The sequence below is a fragment of the Cyanobium sp. Cruz CV13-4-11 genome, assembly GCF_024346055.1.
Lineage (GTDB): Bacteria > Cyanobacteriota > Cyanobacteriia > PCC-6307 > Cyanobiaceae > Cyanobium.
On record NZ_JAGQCH010000018.1, the window covers coordinates 20,303 to 35,263 of the forward strand.

Annotated in this window: 15 protein-coding genes, 1 tRNA gene and 1 other RNA gene; 12 read left to right on the top strand and 5 right to left on the bottom strand. The window is 70.7% G+C overall.

Annotation, left to right across the window (positions count from 1 at the left end; translation table 11 throughout):
* Window positions 1-2: 2 nt before the first annotated feature.
* A complete protein-coding gene (locus KBZ12_RS13260) occupies window positions 3-437 on the bottom strand; it encodes a DUF4359 domain-containing protein (RefSeq protein ID WP_254958451.1) in 435 nt (144 codons plus the stop codon).
* A gap of 42 nt (window positions 438-479) precedes the next feature.
* Between KBZ12_RS13260 and KBZ12_RS13265 the strand changes: the two genes are divergently transcribed.
* Window positions 480-552, top strand: a tRNA-His gene (locus tag KBZ12_RS13265).
* Window positions 553-566: 14 nt separating this feature from the next.
* Here KBZ12_RS13265 and KBZ12_RS13270 read toward each other — a convergent pair.
* Both KBZ12_RS13270 and KBZ12_RS13275 read right to left on the bottom strand, forming a co-directional pair.
* Window positions 567-1,646: a DUF1611 domain-containing protein gene (locus KBZ12_RS13270; RefSeq protein WP_254958452.1), complete on the bottom strand. Its 1,080-nt coding sequence runs from the start codon at window positions 1,644-1,646 to the stop codon at window positions 567-569.
* A complete protein-coding gene (locus tag KBZ12_RS13275; RefSeq protein WP_254958453.1) occupies window positions 1,633-2,712 on the bottom strand; it encodes a dipeptide epimerase in 1,080 nt (359 codons plus the stop codon). The genes KBZ12_RS13270 and KBZ12_RS13275 overlap by 14 nt, the downstream gene beginning before the upstream one ends.
* An 80-nt stretch (window positions 2,713-2,792) precedes the next feature.
* Here KBZ12_RS13275 and miaB point away from each other — a divergent pair, with 80 nt between their 5' ends.
* The 5 genes from miaB (at window position 2,793) to ftsZ (ending at window position 7,985) form a co-directional block, all read left to right on the top strand.
* Window positions 2,793-4,202, top strand: a complete 1,410-nt coding sequence (gene miaB, locus KBZ12_RS13280; protein WP_254958454.1) for a tRNA (N6-isopentenyl adenosine(37)-C2)-methylthiotransferase MiaB — start codon at window positions 2,793-2,795, stop codon at window positions 4,200-4,202.
* A 26-nt stretch (window positions 4,203-4,228) separates the two neighbouring features.
* Window positions 4,229-5,347, top strand: a complete 1,119-nt coding sequence (locus KBZ12_RS13285) for a D-alanine--D-alanine ligase family protein (protein WP_254958455.1) — start codon at window positions 4,229-4,231, stop codon at window positions 5,345-5,347.
* Entirely contained in the window at window positions 5,344-5,754 is a 411-nt protein-coding gene (locus tag KBZ12_RS13290; RefSeq protein ID WP_254958456.1) for a hypothetical protein, read from the top strand. Before KBZ12_RS13285 ends, KBZ12_RS13290 begins: the two co-directional genes overlap by 4 nt.
* Window positions 5,751-6,680: an FtsQ-type POTRA domain-containing protein gene (locus tag KBZ12_RS13295; protein WP_254958457.1), complete on the top strand. Its 930-nt coding sequence runs from the start codon at window positions 5,751-5,753 to the stop codon at window positions 6,678-6,680. The genes KBZ12_RS13290 and KBZ12_RS13295 overlap by 4 nt, the downstream gene beginning before the upstream one ends.
* A 213-nt stretch (window positions 6,681-6,893) precedes the next feature.
* Entirely contained in the window at window positions 6,894-7,985 is a 1,092-nt protein-coding gene (ftsZ, locus tag KBZ12_RS13300; RefSeq protein WP_254958459.1) for a cell division protein FtsZ, read from the top strand.
* A 16-nt stretch (window positions 7,986-8,001) separates the two neighbouring features.
* On the opposite strand, the gene ffs is transcribed toward ftsZ, so the two are convergent.
* Window positions 8,002-8,098: signal recognition particle sRNA small type (gene ffs / locus KBZ12_RS13305), an RNA gene on the bottom strand.
* Window positions 8,099-8,142: 44 nt separating this feature from the next.
* Here ffs and panB point away from each other — a divergent pair.
* Window positions 8,143-8,970: a 3-methyl-2-oxobutanoate hydroxymethyltransferase gene (gene panB, locus KBZ12_RS13310; RefSeq protein WP_254958503.1), complete on the top strand. Its 828-nt coding sequence runs from the start codon at window positions 8,143-8,145 to the stop codon at window positions 8,968-8,970.
* Here the strand turns inward: panB and hemW are convergent.
* Complete coding sequence (hemW, locus tag KBZ12_RS13315; protein WP_254958461.1) at window positions 8,897-10,120, bottom strand: radical SAM family heme chaperone HemW; 1,224 nt, start codon at window positions 10,118-10,120, stop codon at window positions 8,897-8,899. The two genes, panB and hemW, sit on opposite strands and share 74 nt — an antisense overlap.
* 93 nt (window positions 10,121-10,213) lie before the next feature.
* On the opposite strand from hemW, the gene KBZ12_RS13320 reads away from it, so the two are divergent.
* The 5 genes from KBZ12_RS13320 (at window position 10,214) to KBZ12_RS13340 (ending at window position 14,959) form a co-directional block, all read left to right on the top strand.
* Window positions 10,214-11,377, top strand: a complete 1,164-nt coding sequence (locus KBZ12_RS13320) for a PIN/TRAM domain-containing protein (protein WP_254958462.1) — start codon at window positions 10,214-10,216, stop codon at window positions 11,375-11,377.
* Window positions 11,378-11,408: 31 nt separating this feature from the next.
* The gene (locus KBZ12_RS13325) at window positions 11,409-12,080 is read left to right on the top strand and encodes an ATP-dependent Clp protease proteolytic subunit (protein ID WP_254958464.1); all 672 of its coding nucleotides are present in this window, start codon (window positions 11,409-11,411) and stop codon (window positions 12,078-12,080) included.
* Window positions 12,081-12,197: 117 nt separating this feature from the next.
* Window positions 12,198-12,809, top strand: coding sequence for an ATP-dependent Clp protease proteolytic subunit (locus tag KBZ12_RS13330; protein ID WP_254958465.1), 612 nt, complete (start codon window positions 12,198-12,200; stop codon window positions 12,807-12,809).
* A 79-nt stretch (window positions 12,810-12,888) separates the two neighbouring features.
* Entirely contained in the window at window positions 12,889-13,884 is a 996-nt protein-coding gene (gene ilvC / locus KBZ12_RS13335) for a ketol-acid reductoisomerase (RefSeq protein ID WP_254958466.1), read from the top strand.
* Window positions 13,885-13,897: 13 nt separating this feature from the next.
* The gene (locus tag KBZ12_RS13340) at window positions 13,898-14,959 is read left to right on the top strand and encodes a hypothetical protein (RefSeq protein ID WP_254958467.1); all 1,062 of its coding nucleotides are present in this window, start codon (window positions 13,898-13,900) and stop codon (window positions 14,957-14,959) included.
* Window positions 14,960-14,961: the final 2 nt, after the last annotated feature.

A 14,961-nucleotide genomic window follows, 5' to 3' on the forward strand; every position in this document is an offset into this window, starting at 1 on the left:
GCTCACGGCATCGAGCTCCCCGGCGCGCTTTCGCCGGCGGTGAGCAGCACGAAATGGCCCGCGACCGCCAGGGTGACGGCGTCATAGCGGGGGATGCTCCAGTTGGGCAGCACCTTCTCCCCGCCCAGCCTGGTGCCGTAGAGGCTCAGCAGGCCGAAGTTGTAGCGACGCGAATTCTCCCGGGCCAGGCGGCCCAGCACCTTGCGCTGGGAGCGCACCAGTTCGGGACAGTTCTGGATCAGCAACCGGGCCAGCAGCGGCAGCCCTTCGTTCTGGCACAACTCCTCGCTGGCCAGTTCAGTCAGCTTGTCGGCGGCGAACTCCTCGAAGGCGGCAGGGCCGGGGTTGGTGACGACGAGGCCGATCAGGCCTGCCGAAACGGCGGTCAGGCCCAGGAGGCCGGAAACGGTGCGGGTGGCGGTGGTCGGCGGTGGCAAGGGGGGCCGGCGGGCTCACTTGATACATTGGCAAAGACCGCGGCGGGCGTCGCCAAGTGGTTAAGGCAGTGGCTTGTGGCGCCACCATTCGGGGGTTCGAGTCCCCTCGCTCGCCCTTCAGGCCCGGCGCTATCGCGTCGGGCTTCTTTTTTGGCCCAGCAACAGGTCCAGCAGGGCCTCACCGCCCTGCCGCACCGGATCGACACAGGGCAGCCCCGTTGCCGCCGCCGTTGACGCCAGCGCCTCTACCGCCGCCGGCCCGTCCAGCAGGCCGGTGTTGAGCGCGATGGCGGCCACCCGGGGCGGCGGTCCGGAGCCCCCCGGCCGGGCCAGGGCCGCCAGGGCCTCGACGGCGGCGATCAGCTGGCCCAGGGGGGGGAGGGGGAAGGCCTCCAACCGCTGAAGCGTGCGCTGCCCGGCCCGGTGCACCAGCAGCAGGTCGGTGGGCTGGCTGCCGCGCATCAGGGGCAGGGTGGCGCTGGAGCCCGGGTGGCAGAGGGATCCCTGCCCCTCGATCAACACCAGGGTGTCCGGGCCGGCCCCGTCGGCGGCGGCCAGCACCGCCCCTTCCACGGCGCCGGCCGCGTAGTCGATGCGGACGGCGTCGAGGGCCACCCCGCCGCCACTGATCAGGAGGCCGGCCTGGCCGGTGCCGACAAAGCGGGCGTCGAGGCCACGGCGCCGGGCGGCGGCCTGGAGCTCCAGACAGGCACTCATCTTGCCCACCGCCATGTCCGTGCCCACCGCCAGCAAGCGGCGGCCCGGCAGTCCGGCGGCGCGGCCGGAGGCCACCGACAGACCGGGGGGCTCCCGGCGCAGATCCCAGATCCAGCGCCCCGGCTGCACCAGGGCCGCCAGGGCAGGGTCGTCCCCCAGGCGGCTGTGCAGACCACTGGCCAGCGACAGGCCCGCCGCCAGGGCGGCCGCCACATCGGCGCCCATCCCCTCGGGCAGGCGGCCGCCGGAGGGGGCGAGCCCCACCACCGCCACCTCGGGAGCGAACGGCAGCGCCTCCGCCAGGGACCCCACCACCGGCACGGCCCGGTCGATCCCGGTGAGCTGCCGCAGATCGGCGCCTGGGTGGGCCGGATCCACCACCGCCACGATCGGCCCCTGGCGGTAGCGCAGCATCGCCAGACCCGTCTTGCCGCTGAGGTTGTCGAGGCCCCCGTGCTGCAGCAGCACGATCGGGACGTCAGCCCCGAGCACGGATCACCCCCAGACCTGGCAACGCGGCGGGCCGCAGCCGATCGCCTTCCAGGACGGGCCCGGTGAAGGGGTCGTCGACCAGATTCAGGTGGCTGTCGAGGTCCGGCCAGTGCACCAGCGGCAGCAGCTGGGCGGCGGCGCCGTTGAGCAGGGCGCTGTCGGAGTAGCAGCCCAGCATCACGCCCAGGCCCAGACGTTGGGCGGCTCTTGCCATCAACAGGGCCTCCGCCAGCCCGCCGCTCTTGAGCAGCTTGATGTTCACCCCGTCGACGTAAGGGGCGAGGCGCACCAGGTCGGCCAGGTTCCAGCAGCTCTCATCGGCCACCAGGGCGATGGGGCAGTCGAGCTCCAGGGCGGCGAAGGCGGCACAGTCGGCCTCCGGATCCTCCAGGGGGGCCAGCGGCTGCTCCACCAGCACCACGCCCTGGGCGTCCAGCCAGCCCAGCATCGGCAGGGCCTGCTCCAGGCTCCAGCCGCCGTTGGCATCCACCTGCAGCTCCCAGGCCACCCCATGGCTCTGGTGGCGCCGCTCCAGCGCCTGGGCCACCGCCCGCACCAGCGCCCGGTCGTGGTCGAGGCCCTCCGGGCTGCCCAGCTTCAGCTTGATGCGGCTGGCCGGCAGCTGGCCCCACCAGCGCTCCAGCCGCTCCAGCACCGCCGCCTCGCTGCCCAGGCCAAGGGTGACGCTGGTGGGGACGATCGCGCCGGCATCGAGGCCCCAGAGCCGCCACAGGGGCTGGCCCAGCCGCTGCCCCCACCAGTCGTGCAGGGCCAGATCGACGGCGCAGCGGGCCGGAGGCGACAACGCCTGCAGCAGGGGCTCCAGGGCCTGGAACGGTGCCGGTTCAAGCCCTTCCAAAGCCGGCAGGATCGCCTCCAGTTCAGCCGCCAGGGCGTCCGTGGCGTAGGCCCTCAGCCCCGTGTCGAAGCCACCGGTTTCGCCCAGGCCGGTGCAGCCGTCGTGCTCCAGCTCCAGCAGCAGGTGCTCCACGGCAGCGGTGGTGCCGCGGCTGATGGCCAGGGGCACCGCTTTGGTGAGGGGAAAGCGGCTCAGACGGCAGCGCATTCCAGAAAGGGGCCGGGGAAAATCACGCTGCCACAGCCTCCCCGCTGGCGGCGACGGGGCGATAGCGGAAACTGGATCCCATGACAGCCACCGTTTCCGGCCCACAGGCCGACCAGGCGCCCTCGGCACGGCGCGGCAGCTACTGGATCACCACCTTCGGCTGCCAGATGAACAAGGCCGATTCCGAGCGCATGGCCGGAATCCTCGAAGCCATGGGCTACAGCCCTGGCGACGACGAGCACACGGCCGATCTGGTGCTGTACAACACCTGCACGATCCGGGACAACGCCGAGCAGAAGGTCTACAGCTACCTGGGGCGGCAGGCCCAGCGCAAACGGGCCAACCCCGGCCTCACCCTGGTGGTGGCTGGATGCGTGGCCCAGCAGGAGGGGGAGTCCCTGCTGCGGCGGGTGCCGGAGCTGGATCTGGTGATGGGCCCCCAGCACGCCAACCGGCTTGAGGCCCTGCTCACCCGGGTGGAGAGCGGCCAGCAGGTGGTGGCCACCGACGAGCACCACATCCTCGAGGACATCACCGCGGCCCGGCGGGACAGCGCCGTCTGCGCCTGGGTGAACGTCATCTACGGCTGCAACGAGCACTGCACCTACTGCGTGGTGCCGGCGGTGCGGGGCCGGGAGCAGTCGCGCCTGCCCGAGGCGATCCGCCTGGAGATGGAGGGACTGGCGGCGCGGGGCTACCGGGAGGTCACCCTGCTGGGCCAGAACATCGACGCCTATGGCCGCGACCTGCCCGGCATCACCGCCGAGGGCCGGCGGGCCCACACCCTCACCGACCTGTTGCGGGCGGTGCACGACGTGCGGGGCCTGGAGCGGATCCGCTTCGCCACCAGCCACCCCCGCTACTTCACCGACCGGCTGATCGACGCCTGCGCCGACCTGCCCAAGGTGTGCGAGCACTTCCACATCCCCTTCCAGAGCGGCGACGACACCGTGCTGCGGGCCATGGCCCGGGGCTACACCGTGGAGCGCTACCGGCGGATCATCGACCGCATCCGCCAGCGCCTCCCCGATGCGGCCATCAGCGCCGACGTGATCGTGGCCTTCCCCGGCGAAACCGACGCCCAGTACCGCCGCACCCTTGAACTGATCGAGGCGATCGGATTCGACCAGGTCAACACCGCCGCTTACTCGCCGCGGCCGGGCACACCGGCGGCCGACTGGCCCGACCAGCTGCCGGAGGCGGTGAAGGTGGAACGGCTCCAGGAGCTCAACGCCCTGGTGGAGAGGGTTGCGGCGGAGCGCAGCGCCCGCTACCTGGGCCGCCGGGAGCAGGTGCTGGCCGAGGGGGTCAACCCGCGGGATCCGGATCAGCTGATGGGCCGCACCCGCACCAATCGGCTCACCTTTTTCGCCGCCGACTCCGGCGATGGCCGGCCCTACGTCCCCGGGGACCTGGTCGACGTGCTGATCGAGGCGGTGCGGCCGTTCAGCCTCAGCGGCCGGCCCCTGGGCCGGGAACCGGTTCACTGATACGTTTGGCCCTCTTTCCTGTGCCGATGGCCCCCCACCCCACCCGCGTCGGCCTGGTGTTCGGGGGAGCCTCCGGCGAACACGCCGTCTCGATCCGCTCGGCCCAGACCGTGCTGCGAGGACTGCGCAGCGGCGCCAATGGCGAGCGCTACCAGGTCAGCTGCTTCTACATCGATCGCCGCGGCGGCTGGTGGCCGGAGGCCGTGGCGGCGGCGGTGCTGGAGCGGGGCCTACCGGCCGAAGCCGGGGATCTGCCAGGACCGGAGGAGCCAGGGGGCTTCCGGGGTTTTCCGGAGGGGGCCCTGGACATGGAGGTGTGGTTTCCGGTGCTGCATGGCCCCAACGGCGAGGACGGCACGATCCAGGGACTGTTCACCCTGATGGGGGTGCCCTTCGTGGGCTCCGGCGTGCTGGGATCGGCCCTGGGGATGGACAAGCAGGCCATGAAGGCCGCCTTCGCCGCCGCCGGCCTGCCCCAGGTGCCCTACGCCTGTGTCGACGCGTCCGAGCTTGACGCCAACCGCCCCGGCGCCCGGGAGGCCCTGCTGGAACGGCTGGAGAGCCAGCTGGGGTACCCCTGTTTCGTCAAGCCGGCCAACATGGGCTCCTCGGTGGGCATCAGCAAGGCCGGCGACCGAGCCGCCCTGCTCGCGGGCCTGGAGCTGGCCGCTGGCCTCGACCGACGCCTGGTGGTGGAGCAGGGCGTGAAGGCCAGGGAACTGGAATGCGCCGTGCTGCAGCGCCACGACGGCCAGGGGGACGGGCTGGGTGCCTCGGTGCTGGGCGAAATCCGCTTCGATGCCGACTGGTACGACTACGAGACCAAATACAGCGAGGGGCTCAGCCACACCGTGATCCCCGCTCTGGTGAATGAGGCGGTGAGCGAACGGGCCCGGGCGATGGCGCTCGACGCCTGCCGGGCGGTGGCGGCTGGGGGGCTGGCCCGGGTCGATTTCTTCTACGACGAGGCCACAGGAAGCCTCTGGCTCAACGAGATCAACACCCTCCCGGGCTTCACGAGCCAGAGCATGTACCCCATGCTGTGGGAGGCCAGTGGATGTCCACTCCCCCACCTGGTGCACGAATTGGTGCTGGGCGCGGGAAGATCGGAGCACCGGATGAACGTGGAAGGAACGGCGCCATGATCCATGGCCTGCTGTGGCTGCCCCTCCTGGCGGCCTTCGTGCTTCTGGTGGCCCTCGGCTGGATCGAGCGGCGACGGCAGCAGCTGTTCCGCGACTGGGCCAGCGGCGCCGAACTGGCCAAGCTGGATGGCTGTGGGGCCGCCCGTCTCATCAACGGGGAACTGAGCTGGACCAGGTTCGTGGCCGGCAGCTTCGAGCCGGTGGGCTCCTTCACCATCAAGCGCCTGGAAATGGTCGAGCTGCTCTCGCTCAGCTCCGGTGAGGCCCCCCTGACCGAGGAGAGCGAAGGGGCCTGCCGGCTGCGGCTGGTGGGCGGTGGCCAGCAGGCGGACCTGCCCTTCGCCGACGCCCGCCGGGCCCGGACCTGGATGGATGAACTCATGGCCCGCTCCCGCTGCGAGCTGTGAAGCAGGCCCCCTCTTCGCGCGGAGCACCCCTGGCACCGGGAGCGCCGCTGCCTCCCGGGGTGCTGCGCCGCAAAGAACTTCGCCGTCAGCGCCGCAGCGAGCGGCTGCGGCTGCTCTGGCGCATCCTGGTCTTCAGCGCCGTCTCCGCCGGCCTTGGCTATCTGCTGTTGCGGCAGGGCTGGACCCTGCGGGAACCCACCCAGGTGGAGGTGATGGGCAGTGCCGTGGTCAGTCGCGACCAGGTGATCACCGCGGCCAGGCTGCGCTTCCCCCAGCCCCTGATGGCCCTGCAGCCCCGCCAGGTGGCCAGCGACCTGATGGGCGCCCTGCCCGTGAAGGAGGTGAGGGTGAGCCGGCTGATGCTGCCGCCGCGGCTGCGGGTGGAGCTCAAGGACCGGGAGGCGGTGGCCCGGGCGGAGCGCCGCACGGACCGCGGCCCTGAAATGGGCTTTGTGGATGGCCTGGGCAACTGGATGAGCATGCGCCAGCACATGGGGGTGCGCAGCCAGGGCGACCTCTCCCTGCTGGTGATCGGCTGGAACGCCCGCCACCGGGCCGTGCTGGCCAGGGTGCTGAAGGAACGGGAGGTGCTGGGTCCTGGTCTGCGCGAAATCCGCTTCGAACCGGACGGCAGCCTGTGGCTCTCCATGACCCAGCTGGGGCAGGTGCGGCTGGGCCCGCCGGATGCCCGCCTGCCCCGGCGGCTGGAGGTGGTCGGCCATCTCAGCCGCACCCTGCCCGGCAGCATGAAAGGGGCACCACCGCTACTGATCGATCTGAGCGATCCCGAACAGCCCGAACTGAGCCTGGGCGTCGGGGGCAGAAGCTCCGCAACGGCAAGGCCCACCCAGGCCAGTCCCCCATCCCCAGGGTCAGCGCCGCCCCCTCCCGTAACGGCCCGCCCTGCCCCAGCCGGCGCCCAGTAGGCCTACGGGCCCGCCGCAGGAGCCAGGCAATCCTCACAGGCCGTTGCGCCCTGAGGCGATTCAGTCCAATGTGATCTATCGGCAACTTCAGCTGAGCTGCCCACCGACATAATGCAGCCGCAGATCAACGGCCACACCCCCCCTCCCGCGATGTCGCGCGATCAGGACCGCCTTCAATACGTCGATCTTTCGTCCCCGCAGGAGCCCAACGCGATGAGCCAGATCTCGCCCAGCAGCAACGGGATCGTCCCGAGCCAGTCGGCCCGGATCGAGGTGATCGGCGTTGGGGGAGGCGGCAGCAACGCGGTCAACCGGATGATCGCCACCGACCTCACCGGGGTGGGCTATCGGGTGCTCAACACCGACGCCCAGGCCCTGCTGCAGTCGGCGGCCGGCCAGCGCATCCAGCTGGGCCAGAAGCTCACCCGGGGTCTGGGGGCCGGTGGCAACCCGGTGATCGGCCAGAAGGCGGCCGAGGAATCCAGGGCCGACCTGCAGCAGTCGCTGGAGGGCGCCGATCTGGTCTTCATCGCCGCCGGCATGGGCGGCGGCACCGGCACCGGCGCGGCGCCGATCGTGGCGGAGGTGGCCAAGGAATGCGGCGCCCTCACCGTGGGCATCGTCACCAAACCATTCGGCTTCGAGGGCCGCAAACGGCTGCGTCAGGCCGAGGAGGGCATCGCCCGCCTGGCCGAACATGTCGACACGCTGATCATCATTCCCAACGATCGCCTGCGGGATGCCATCGCCGGGGCGCCGCTCCAGGAGGCCTTCCGGGCCGCCGACGACGTGCTCCGCATGGGCGTGAAGGGGATCACCGACATCATCACCAGGCCGGGCCTGGTGAACGTCGACTTCGCCGACATCCGCTCGGTGATGGCCGATGCCGGCACCGCCCTGCTGGGCATCGGCGTGGGCTCGGGGCGTTCACGGGCCATCGAGGCCGCCCAGGCCGCCATGAGCAGCCCCCTGCTGGAGTCGGCCCGCATCGACGGTGCCAACGGCTGCGTCATCAACATCAGCGGTGGCAAGGACATGACCCTGGAGGACATGACCACCGCGTCCGAGGTCATCTACGACGTGGTCGACCCCGATGCCAACATCATCGTCGGGGCCGTTGTGGACGAATCCCTCGAGGGGGAGATCCACGTGACGGTGATCGCCACCGGCTTCCAGAGCGGTGGCCACTACCGGCCGGAGCGCACCCCCACCGCGAGCTTCGCCGACAGCCTCACCCACACACCCGAGGAGCGGGGGGCCATGATCCCGCCGTTCCTGATCAATCGCCAGAACCGGGTCGACTGACACCCGGTTCGAAGAGGGTGACCCGGAATCCACGCCTGCCCTGAGCATCCCGTGTGGCTGCTCCCTTCCGGTCCTGACCAGATTTGGGCGTCAGAGCCGCGTGGGTCCGAGTCCAGCTGATGCTAGCAATGCCCTCTCCGCACTCTGTGCCGTGCCCCTGCGACCCGCTGATCTGACACGGCGCAAGCAGGGCGGTCTGCCGATCACCATGCTCACTGCCTGGGACGCCCTCTCCGCCGCCGTCGTTGCCGGCGCCGGGGTGGATGCGGTGCTGGTGGGCGACTCCCTGGCGATGGTGGTGCTGGGCCACGCCACCACCCTGCCGGTCACCCTCGAGGAGATGCTGCACCACTGCCGCGCCGCCGGCCGGGGGCTGGCGGCTGCGGCAGCGCAGCATCCCCCCCTGCTGATCTGCGACCTCCCCTTCCTCAGCTACCAGTGCGGCGCCGATGCGGCGGTGGCCGCGGCGGGCCGGGTGCTGAAGGAAACGCCGGCGGTGGCGGTGAAGCTGGAGGGGGCCGAACCCGAGACCCTCACGGTGATCGATCGGATGGTGCGCAGCGGCATTCCGGTGATGGGCCATCTCGGGCTGACCCCCCAGTCGGTGCACCAGCTGGGCTACCGGCGCCAGGCGGGTGATCCGATCAGCCAGGAGCGACTGCGGCGGCGGGCCCTGGCCCTGCAGGAGGCCGGCTGTTTCGCCCTGGTGATCGAGCACGTTCCGGCGGAGCTGGCCAGCGAGCTGAGCGCCACCCTGGTGATTCCGGTGATCGGTATCGGTGCCGGTGACGGCTGCGACGGCCAGGTGCGGGTCACGGCCGATCTGTTGGGGCTCACGACCCGCCAGCCCCCCTTCAGCCCCCCCCTGATACAGGGCCGGGCCCTGGCGGTGGAGGCCCTCGGCCGCTGGGTCAGGGAGCAGGCGCCGGCAGCGGCTCCTGCTCCAGCCACCAGGCCAGCAGCTCCCGCAGCACCCCATTGCTGAGGGCCAGCCCCTGGGGGTCCGCCAGGCGCCAGCGGGGCCCTTCGATGCACAGCAGGCCCCTCGTCTCGTAGGTGGCAAGCCGCTGCCGCAGCCCCTCCAGCTGGGACGCCCTGAGGTTCTCCTGGCGGGCCAGCCGTTCCAGGTTCACCCCCTCCCGGCAGCGCAGCCCCACCATCAGCCGCTCATCGAAGGGCATGCCCTCCCTGTCGGCCTCCCCGTCCGTCGCATCGGGCACCTCCACCCCGGCGGCCCGGGCCGCCAGGACCTCCGCATAGCCGGCGCGGGTGCGGGGGTGGGCCCGCCGGCGGCCGCGGGGGGCCGCCGTGGCGCCCATGCCGAACCCCCACCAGCCCGCCCCGCTCCAGTAGACGCGGTTGTGGCGCGAGGCGTGGCCGGGCAGGGCGAAATTGGACACCTCGTAGTGGCCGTAGCCAGCGGCCGTCAGCCGGGCCCAGGTCAGGTCCATCAGGTCGGCGGCCAGATCCTCCGGCGGCAGGGCCAGCTCCCCCTGCGCCAGGCGCCGCTCGAAGACCGTGCCGGGCTCGATGCTCAGGTCGTACACCGACAGATGGGGGGGCTCCAGGGCCAGGGCCTCACGGAGCTGGCCGTCCCAGTGGGCGGTGTCCTGCCGCGGCAGCCCCTGGATCAGGTCCAGGCTCCAGCTGGCCAGGTCGCCCCGCCGGCGGGCCAGGCCCAGCCAGCCGGCCGCCTCGCGCAGGTCAGCGCCGCGGTGGCGACGGCCCAGGTCCGCCAGCACGCCGTCGTCGAAACTCTGCCCCCCCAGGCTGACCCGGTTGATGCCGGCGGCCAGGTAGCCCGCCAGGCGGGCCTGATCGAAGCTGGCCGGATCCAGCTCCAGGCTCAGCTCCGCCCCCGGCGCCAGACCGAAGCGGCCCTCCAGGGCCTCCAGGATCCCCGCCACCTGGGCACTGCTGAGCATCGACGGGGTGCCACCGCCCAGGTACACCGTCGCCAGCGGTGGGCCGCCGGGGGAGGCGGCGATCTCCTGGTGCAGCAGGGCCAGGTAGGCGGCAACGGAGCCGGAGCTGGCCCCGTCGGCCCTGTCCCCGAGGGGCACCACCGGGAAATCGCAGTAGAAACAGCGCCGGTGGCAGAAGGGAATGTGGACGTAGGCGGATCGGGGATCCATCACGGGCGGTAATCCCTGGAACCCAAACGGCGGAAGATCGGCCAAGCTTCTCTTCGTATCTGCAGGGCGGCCAAGGCGTCGGGACTTCGAAGCATGGTGGACACCCTCATCTTGCTGCTGTTCCTGATTTCAGGGGCAGCCACCGGCTGGCTCGGCGTCGACCTTCTGCCGGAGCAGCTGCTGCTCCAGGTCACGAACCAGGAGGGGCTGCGGACAGTGATGGGCGGGTTCGGCGCCTTCTTCGGTCTGATCGCGGGCATCTTCTTCCAGCAACTGCGCCGGCGCCTGATGGCCCAGGTGCGCAGCATGCCCACCGATCTGCTGATCAGCCGGGCGGTGGGTCTGATTCTCGGCCTGCTGGTGGCCAACCTGCTGCTGGCGCCGATCCTGCTGCTGCCCCTGCCCTGGGAGGTGGTGCTGGTGAAGCCCCTGGCGGCGGTGCTCAGCAACGTCTTCTTCGGGGTGCTCGGGTACAACCTGGCCGAGGTCCATGGCCGCACCCTGCTGCGGCTGTTCAACCCGGCCAGCACGGAGGCCCTGCTGGTGGCCGATGGCGTGCTGCTGCCCGCCAGCGCCAAGATCCTCGACACCAGCGTGATCATCGATGGCCGCATCCGGGGCCTGCTGGCCTCCGGCCTGCTGGAGGGCCAGGTGATCGTCGCCCAGGCGGTGATCGACGAGCTCCAGGCCCTGGCCGACTCCTCTAACAGCGAAAAGCGCGCCAAGGGCCGGCGGGGGCTGAAGCTGCTCACCGAGCTGCGGGAGAACTACGGCCGCCGGCTGGTGGTCAACAGCACCCGCTACAGCGGCAATGGCGCCGACGACAAACTGCTCAAGCTCACCGCCGACACCGGTGGGACCCTGCTCACCGCCGACTTCAACCTGGCCCAGGTGGCCCAGGTGCAGGAGCTGAAGGTGCTCAACCTCAGCGAACTGGTCATCGCCCTGCGGCCCGAAGTGCAGCCCGGCGACGGGCTCCAGCTCAAGATCGTGCGGGAGGGCAAGGAGGCCGACCAGGGCGTGGGTTACCTGGAGGACGGCACGATGGTGGTGGTGGAAGATGCCCGCCGCCGCATCGGCGAGCGTCTGCCCGTCACCGTCACCGGTGCCCTGCAGACGCCCACCGGCCGCATGGTGTTCGCCCGCTGCGACCGCAACCAGGACCGCCCCGGCGAGCGGGGCAACGGCCGGGGGCTCGACAAGCCGGGCGGGAAACCCGTCGCCCTGCAGGAGCACCAGCCTCCTGGCCCCGGCTAGGCTCCTGCCTCAAGACTGCTGGTGAGCGCGGATGACGGTGTCGGCCCCCTACTACGGCGATTCCGCAGTGATGCGCACGCCGCCGCCGGATCTGCCGTCCCTGCTGCTCAAGGAGAGGATCGTCTATCTCGGCCTGCCCCTGTTCTCCGATGACGACGCCAAGCGTCAGATGGGCATTGATGTCACCGAGTTGATCATCGCCCAGCTGCTTTATCTGGAGTTCGACAATCCCGAGAAGCCGATCTTCTTCTACATCAACTCCACCGGCACGAGCTGGTACTCCGGCGACGCCATCGGCTTCGAGACCGAGGCCTTCGCCATCTGCGACACCCTCCGCTACGTGAAGCCTCCGGTGCACACCATCTGCATCGGCCAGGCCATGGGTACCGCCGCCATGATCCTCAGCGCCGGCACGAAAGGGCAGCGCGCCGCTCTGCCGCATGCCTCAATCGTGCTGCACCAGCCCCGTTCCGGCGCCCGCGGCCAGGCCAGCGACATCCAGATCCGGGCCAAGGAGGTGCTGCACAACAAGCAGAGCATGCTGGAAATCCTCTCCGAGAACACCGGCAAGAGTGTCGAGGACCTCTCCCGCGACTCCGACCGGATGACCTACCTCACGGCCGAGGAAGCCATGGCCTACGGCCTGATTGACCGGGTGCTGACCAGCCGCAAGGACCTGCCGACGGCCGCCCCAATGGCGTGACGCACCAGCTGGGCTGAGCCCACCGGAGGGTCCTCTCCGACCCTCACCGACACCCGGCCCCCGGCCGACCCCCTCCACCACCTCTTCACCCCGGCTCCGAACGAGAGCCTTCCCGCCATGCCCATCGGCACCCCCAGCGTTCCCTACCGCCTCCCCGGCAGCCAGTACGAGCGCTGGGTTGACATCTACACCCGTCTCGGGGTGGAGCGGATCCTGTTCCTCGGCCAGGAGGTGACCGACGGCATCGCCAACAGCCTGGTGGCCCAGATGCTGTACCTCGACTCCGATGACAGCTCCAAGCCGATCTACCTGTACATCAATTCGCCGGGCGGGTCGGTGACCGCCGGCCTGGCGATCTACGACACCATGCAGTACGTCAAATCGGACGTGGTGACGATCTGCGTCGGGCTGGCGGCCTCCATGGGCGCCTTCCTGCTGGCCGCCGGCACCAAGGGCAAGCGGCTGGCCCTGCCCCACAGCCGGATCATGATCCACCAGCCCCTGGGCGGCACCAGCCAGCGCCAGGCCAGCGACATCGAGATCGAGGCACGGGAGATCCTGCGCATCAAGGACATGCTCAACCAGTCCCTGGCCGGGATGTGCGGCCAGTCCCTGGAGAAAGTCACCAAGGACACCGACCGCGACTACTTCCTCAGCGCCGCCGAAGCCAAGGAGTACGGCCTGATCGACCGGGTGATCGCCCACCCCTCGGAAGCGGCGGGCGGCTGAGGCCCATGCAAACGCACGCCTGCTGAGGTCCGTGCGGACGCACACCTAAAGTCTGCGTTTGCCCTGCCCGCCGCCCGGAATGGCCCAGCTCTTCTACGACTCCGACGCCGATCTCGGCCTGCTGAACGGCAAGACGGTGGCCATCATCGGCTACGGCTCCCAGGGCCATGCCCATGCCCTCAACCTCAAGGACAGCGGTGTCAACGTGGTGGTGGGCCTCTACGACGGCAGCCGCTCGGCCGCCAAGGCCCGGGCTGACGGCCTCGAGGTGTTGAGCGTCGCCGACGCCTGCGCCAAGGCCGACTGGATCATGGTGCTGCTGCCGGATGAGGCCCAGAAAGCCGTCTACGCCACCGAGATCGCGCCCCACCTCAGCGCCGGCAAGGTGCTGAGCTTCGCCCACGGCTTCAACATCCGCTTCGGCCTGATCCAGCCGCCCGCCGACGTGGACGTGGTGATGATCGCCCCCAAGGGCCCCGGCCACACCGTGCGCTGGGAGTTCCAGAACGGCCAGGGCGTCCCCGCCCTGTTCGCCATCCAGCAGGACGCCTCCGGCAATGCCCGCGCCCTGGCGATGGCCTACGCCAAGGGGATTGGCGGCACCCGTGCCGGCATCCTCGAAACCAACTTCAAGGAAGAGACCGAAACCGACCTGTTCGGCGAGCAGGCCGTCCTCTGCGGCGGCCTCAGCGAACTGGTCAAGGCCGGCTTCGAAACGTTGGTGGAAGCGGGCTATCAGCCCGAGCTGGCCTACTTCGAGTGCCTGCATGAGGTGAAGCTGATCGTCGATCTGATGGTCAAGGGCGGCCTCACCGCCATGCGTGATTCGATCTCCAACACCGCCGAGTACGGCGACTACGTCAGCGGCCCCCGGCTGATCACCGCCGACACCAAGGCGGAGATGCGGCGCATCCTGGACGACATCCAGGATGGCACCTTCGCCCGCAACTTCGTGGCCGAGTGCGAGGCGGGCAAGCCCGAGATGGCGAAGGCCCGCGAACGCGATGCCGCCCATCCGATCGAACAGGTGGGCAAGGGTCTGCGCTCGATGTTCAGCTGGCTCAAGGCCGCCTGAACCAGGAGCGGCCATGAGCAACCGTGCCGCCCTTCCCTCGCTTGTCTGGTTCAGCCAGAGCACAGCCCAGTCCCTCGCCGGGGCCTCAGCGGGCTGGCTGCTCAGCGGTCTGAGCCAGGCGCCGCTGGTCAACGGTCTGCTGCCGGCCCTCACCGCCTCCACCACGCTGTTACCGCTGCGCCCCCGCGCCCGCCTCGGGATGGTGCTGCAGCTGGGTGGCCTGCTGCTGCTGCTGGCCGTGGCCCTCAAGCGCCTCGGGCCTTCGCCGGTCTGGCCTCTGGTGGCCAGCGGCCTTGTGGGTCTGGGCCGCACCGCCAGCCTGCTGCCGCTGCAGCGCTGGCTGCTGGCCCCCCGGCGCCTGAGCCTGAGCTGGCTGCAGCGCCTTGGCGATGCCGGCGGGCTGGCGGGCAGCCTGCTCACCGCCCTGCTGTTCCCGCTGTTGCGCAATACCGCTCCCCAGTTCGCCATGGCAGCGCTGTTGCTGCTGCCCGGCCTGCTGCTGGTGTCCTCCCCGCGCTTCCGACCGCCGCCGGCGGAGAGCACCCCGGTGTCCCCGGTCGCGGCCTCAGGCCTGGATCTTCGCGGCGGCGCCCAGGGCGTGCTGTTCGGTGCCTTGTTCGCCCTGCTGCCGCTGTGGGTGCGCACGATCGGCGGCGGCGACTGCGTGGATTTAGGCCTGGTGCTGGCCGCCTATGGACTGGGCCGGATGCTCACCCTCCCCCTGCTGTTGCCGGGGTGGAGCCTTTATGCCGCCATGGCGCTGCTGCTGCAGGCCACCACCTGGCTGCCCGCCTGGGGATCCACAGCGCTGTTCATGCCACTGGGGGCCCTGGCCGCCGGCAGCGATGGGCGCCTCGCCGCCTCCCGCATCGCCGGGGAAGGGGAAGGGAGCGTCGGCGCTGCGGAGGGACTGGCACGGATCGACCGGTCAATGGCCATCGGCAGCCTGGTGGGAAGCCTCGCCATGGGCGCCGGCAGTCAGCTGCTGGGCCTGCCCCATGCCCGGATCCTGATCGTGGCCGCCTACGGGCTGGCGGCCCTGGTGCTCCCCCGCCGCCACGCCCCCACAGCGTGACG

What these genes read in the sequence shown, in the direction of transcription:
- KBZ12_RS13275 (WP_254958453.1), bottom strand. Translation starts at nt 2,712, where the DNA reads ATGCGCTGCCGTCTGAGCCGCTTTCCCCTCACCAAAGCGGTGCCCCTG.
- miaB (WP_254958454.1), top strand. Translation starts at nt 2,793, where the DNA reads ATGACAGCCACCGTTTCCGGCCCACAGGCCGACCAGGCGCCCTCGGCA.
- KBZ12_RS13285 (WP_254958455.1), top strand. Translation starts at nt 4,229, where the DNA reads ATGGCCCCCCACCCCACCCGCGTCGGCCTGGTGTTCGGGGGAGCCTCC.
- KBZ12_RS13290 (WP_254958456.1), top strand. Translation starts at nt 5,344, where the DNA reads ATGATCCATGGCCTGCTGTGGCTGCCCCTCCTGGCGGCCTTCGTGCTT.
- ftsZ (WP_254958459.1), top strand. Translation starts at nt 6,894, where the DNA reads ATGAGCCAGATCTCGCCCAGCAGCAACGGGATCGTCCCGAGCCAGTCG.
- hemW (WP_254958461.1), bottom strand. Translation starts at nt 10,120, where the DNA reads ATGGATCCCCGATCCGCCTACGTCCACATTCCCTTCTGCCACCGGCGC.
- KBZ12_RS13320 (WP_254958462.1), top strand. Translation starts at nt 10,214, where the DNA reads ATGGTGGACACCCTCATCTTGCTGCTGTTCCTGATTTCAGGGGCAGCC.
- KBZ12_RS13325 (WP_254958464.1), top strand. Translation starts at nt 11,409, where the DNA reads ATGACGGTGTCGGCCCCCTACTACGGCGATTCCGCAGTGATGCGCACG.
- KBZ12_RS13330 (WP_254958465.1), top strand. Translation starts at nt 12,198, where the DNA reads ATGCCCATCGGCACCCCCAGCGTTCCCTACCGCCTCCCCGGCAGCCAG.
- ilvC (WP_254958466.1), top strand. Translation starts at nt 12,889, where the DNA reads ATGGCCCAGCTCTTCTACGACTCCGACGCCGATCTCGGCCTGCTGAAC.
- KBZ12_RS13340 (WP_254958467.1), top strand. Translation starts at nt 13,898, where the DNA reads ATGAGCAACCGTGCCGCCCTTCCCTCGCTTGTCTGGTTCAGCCAGAGC.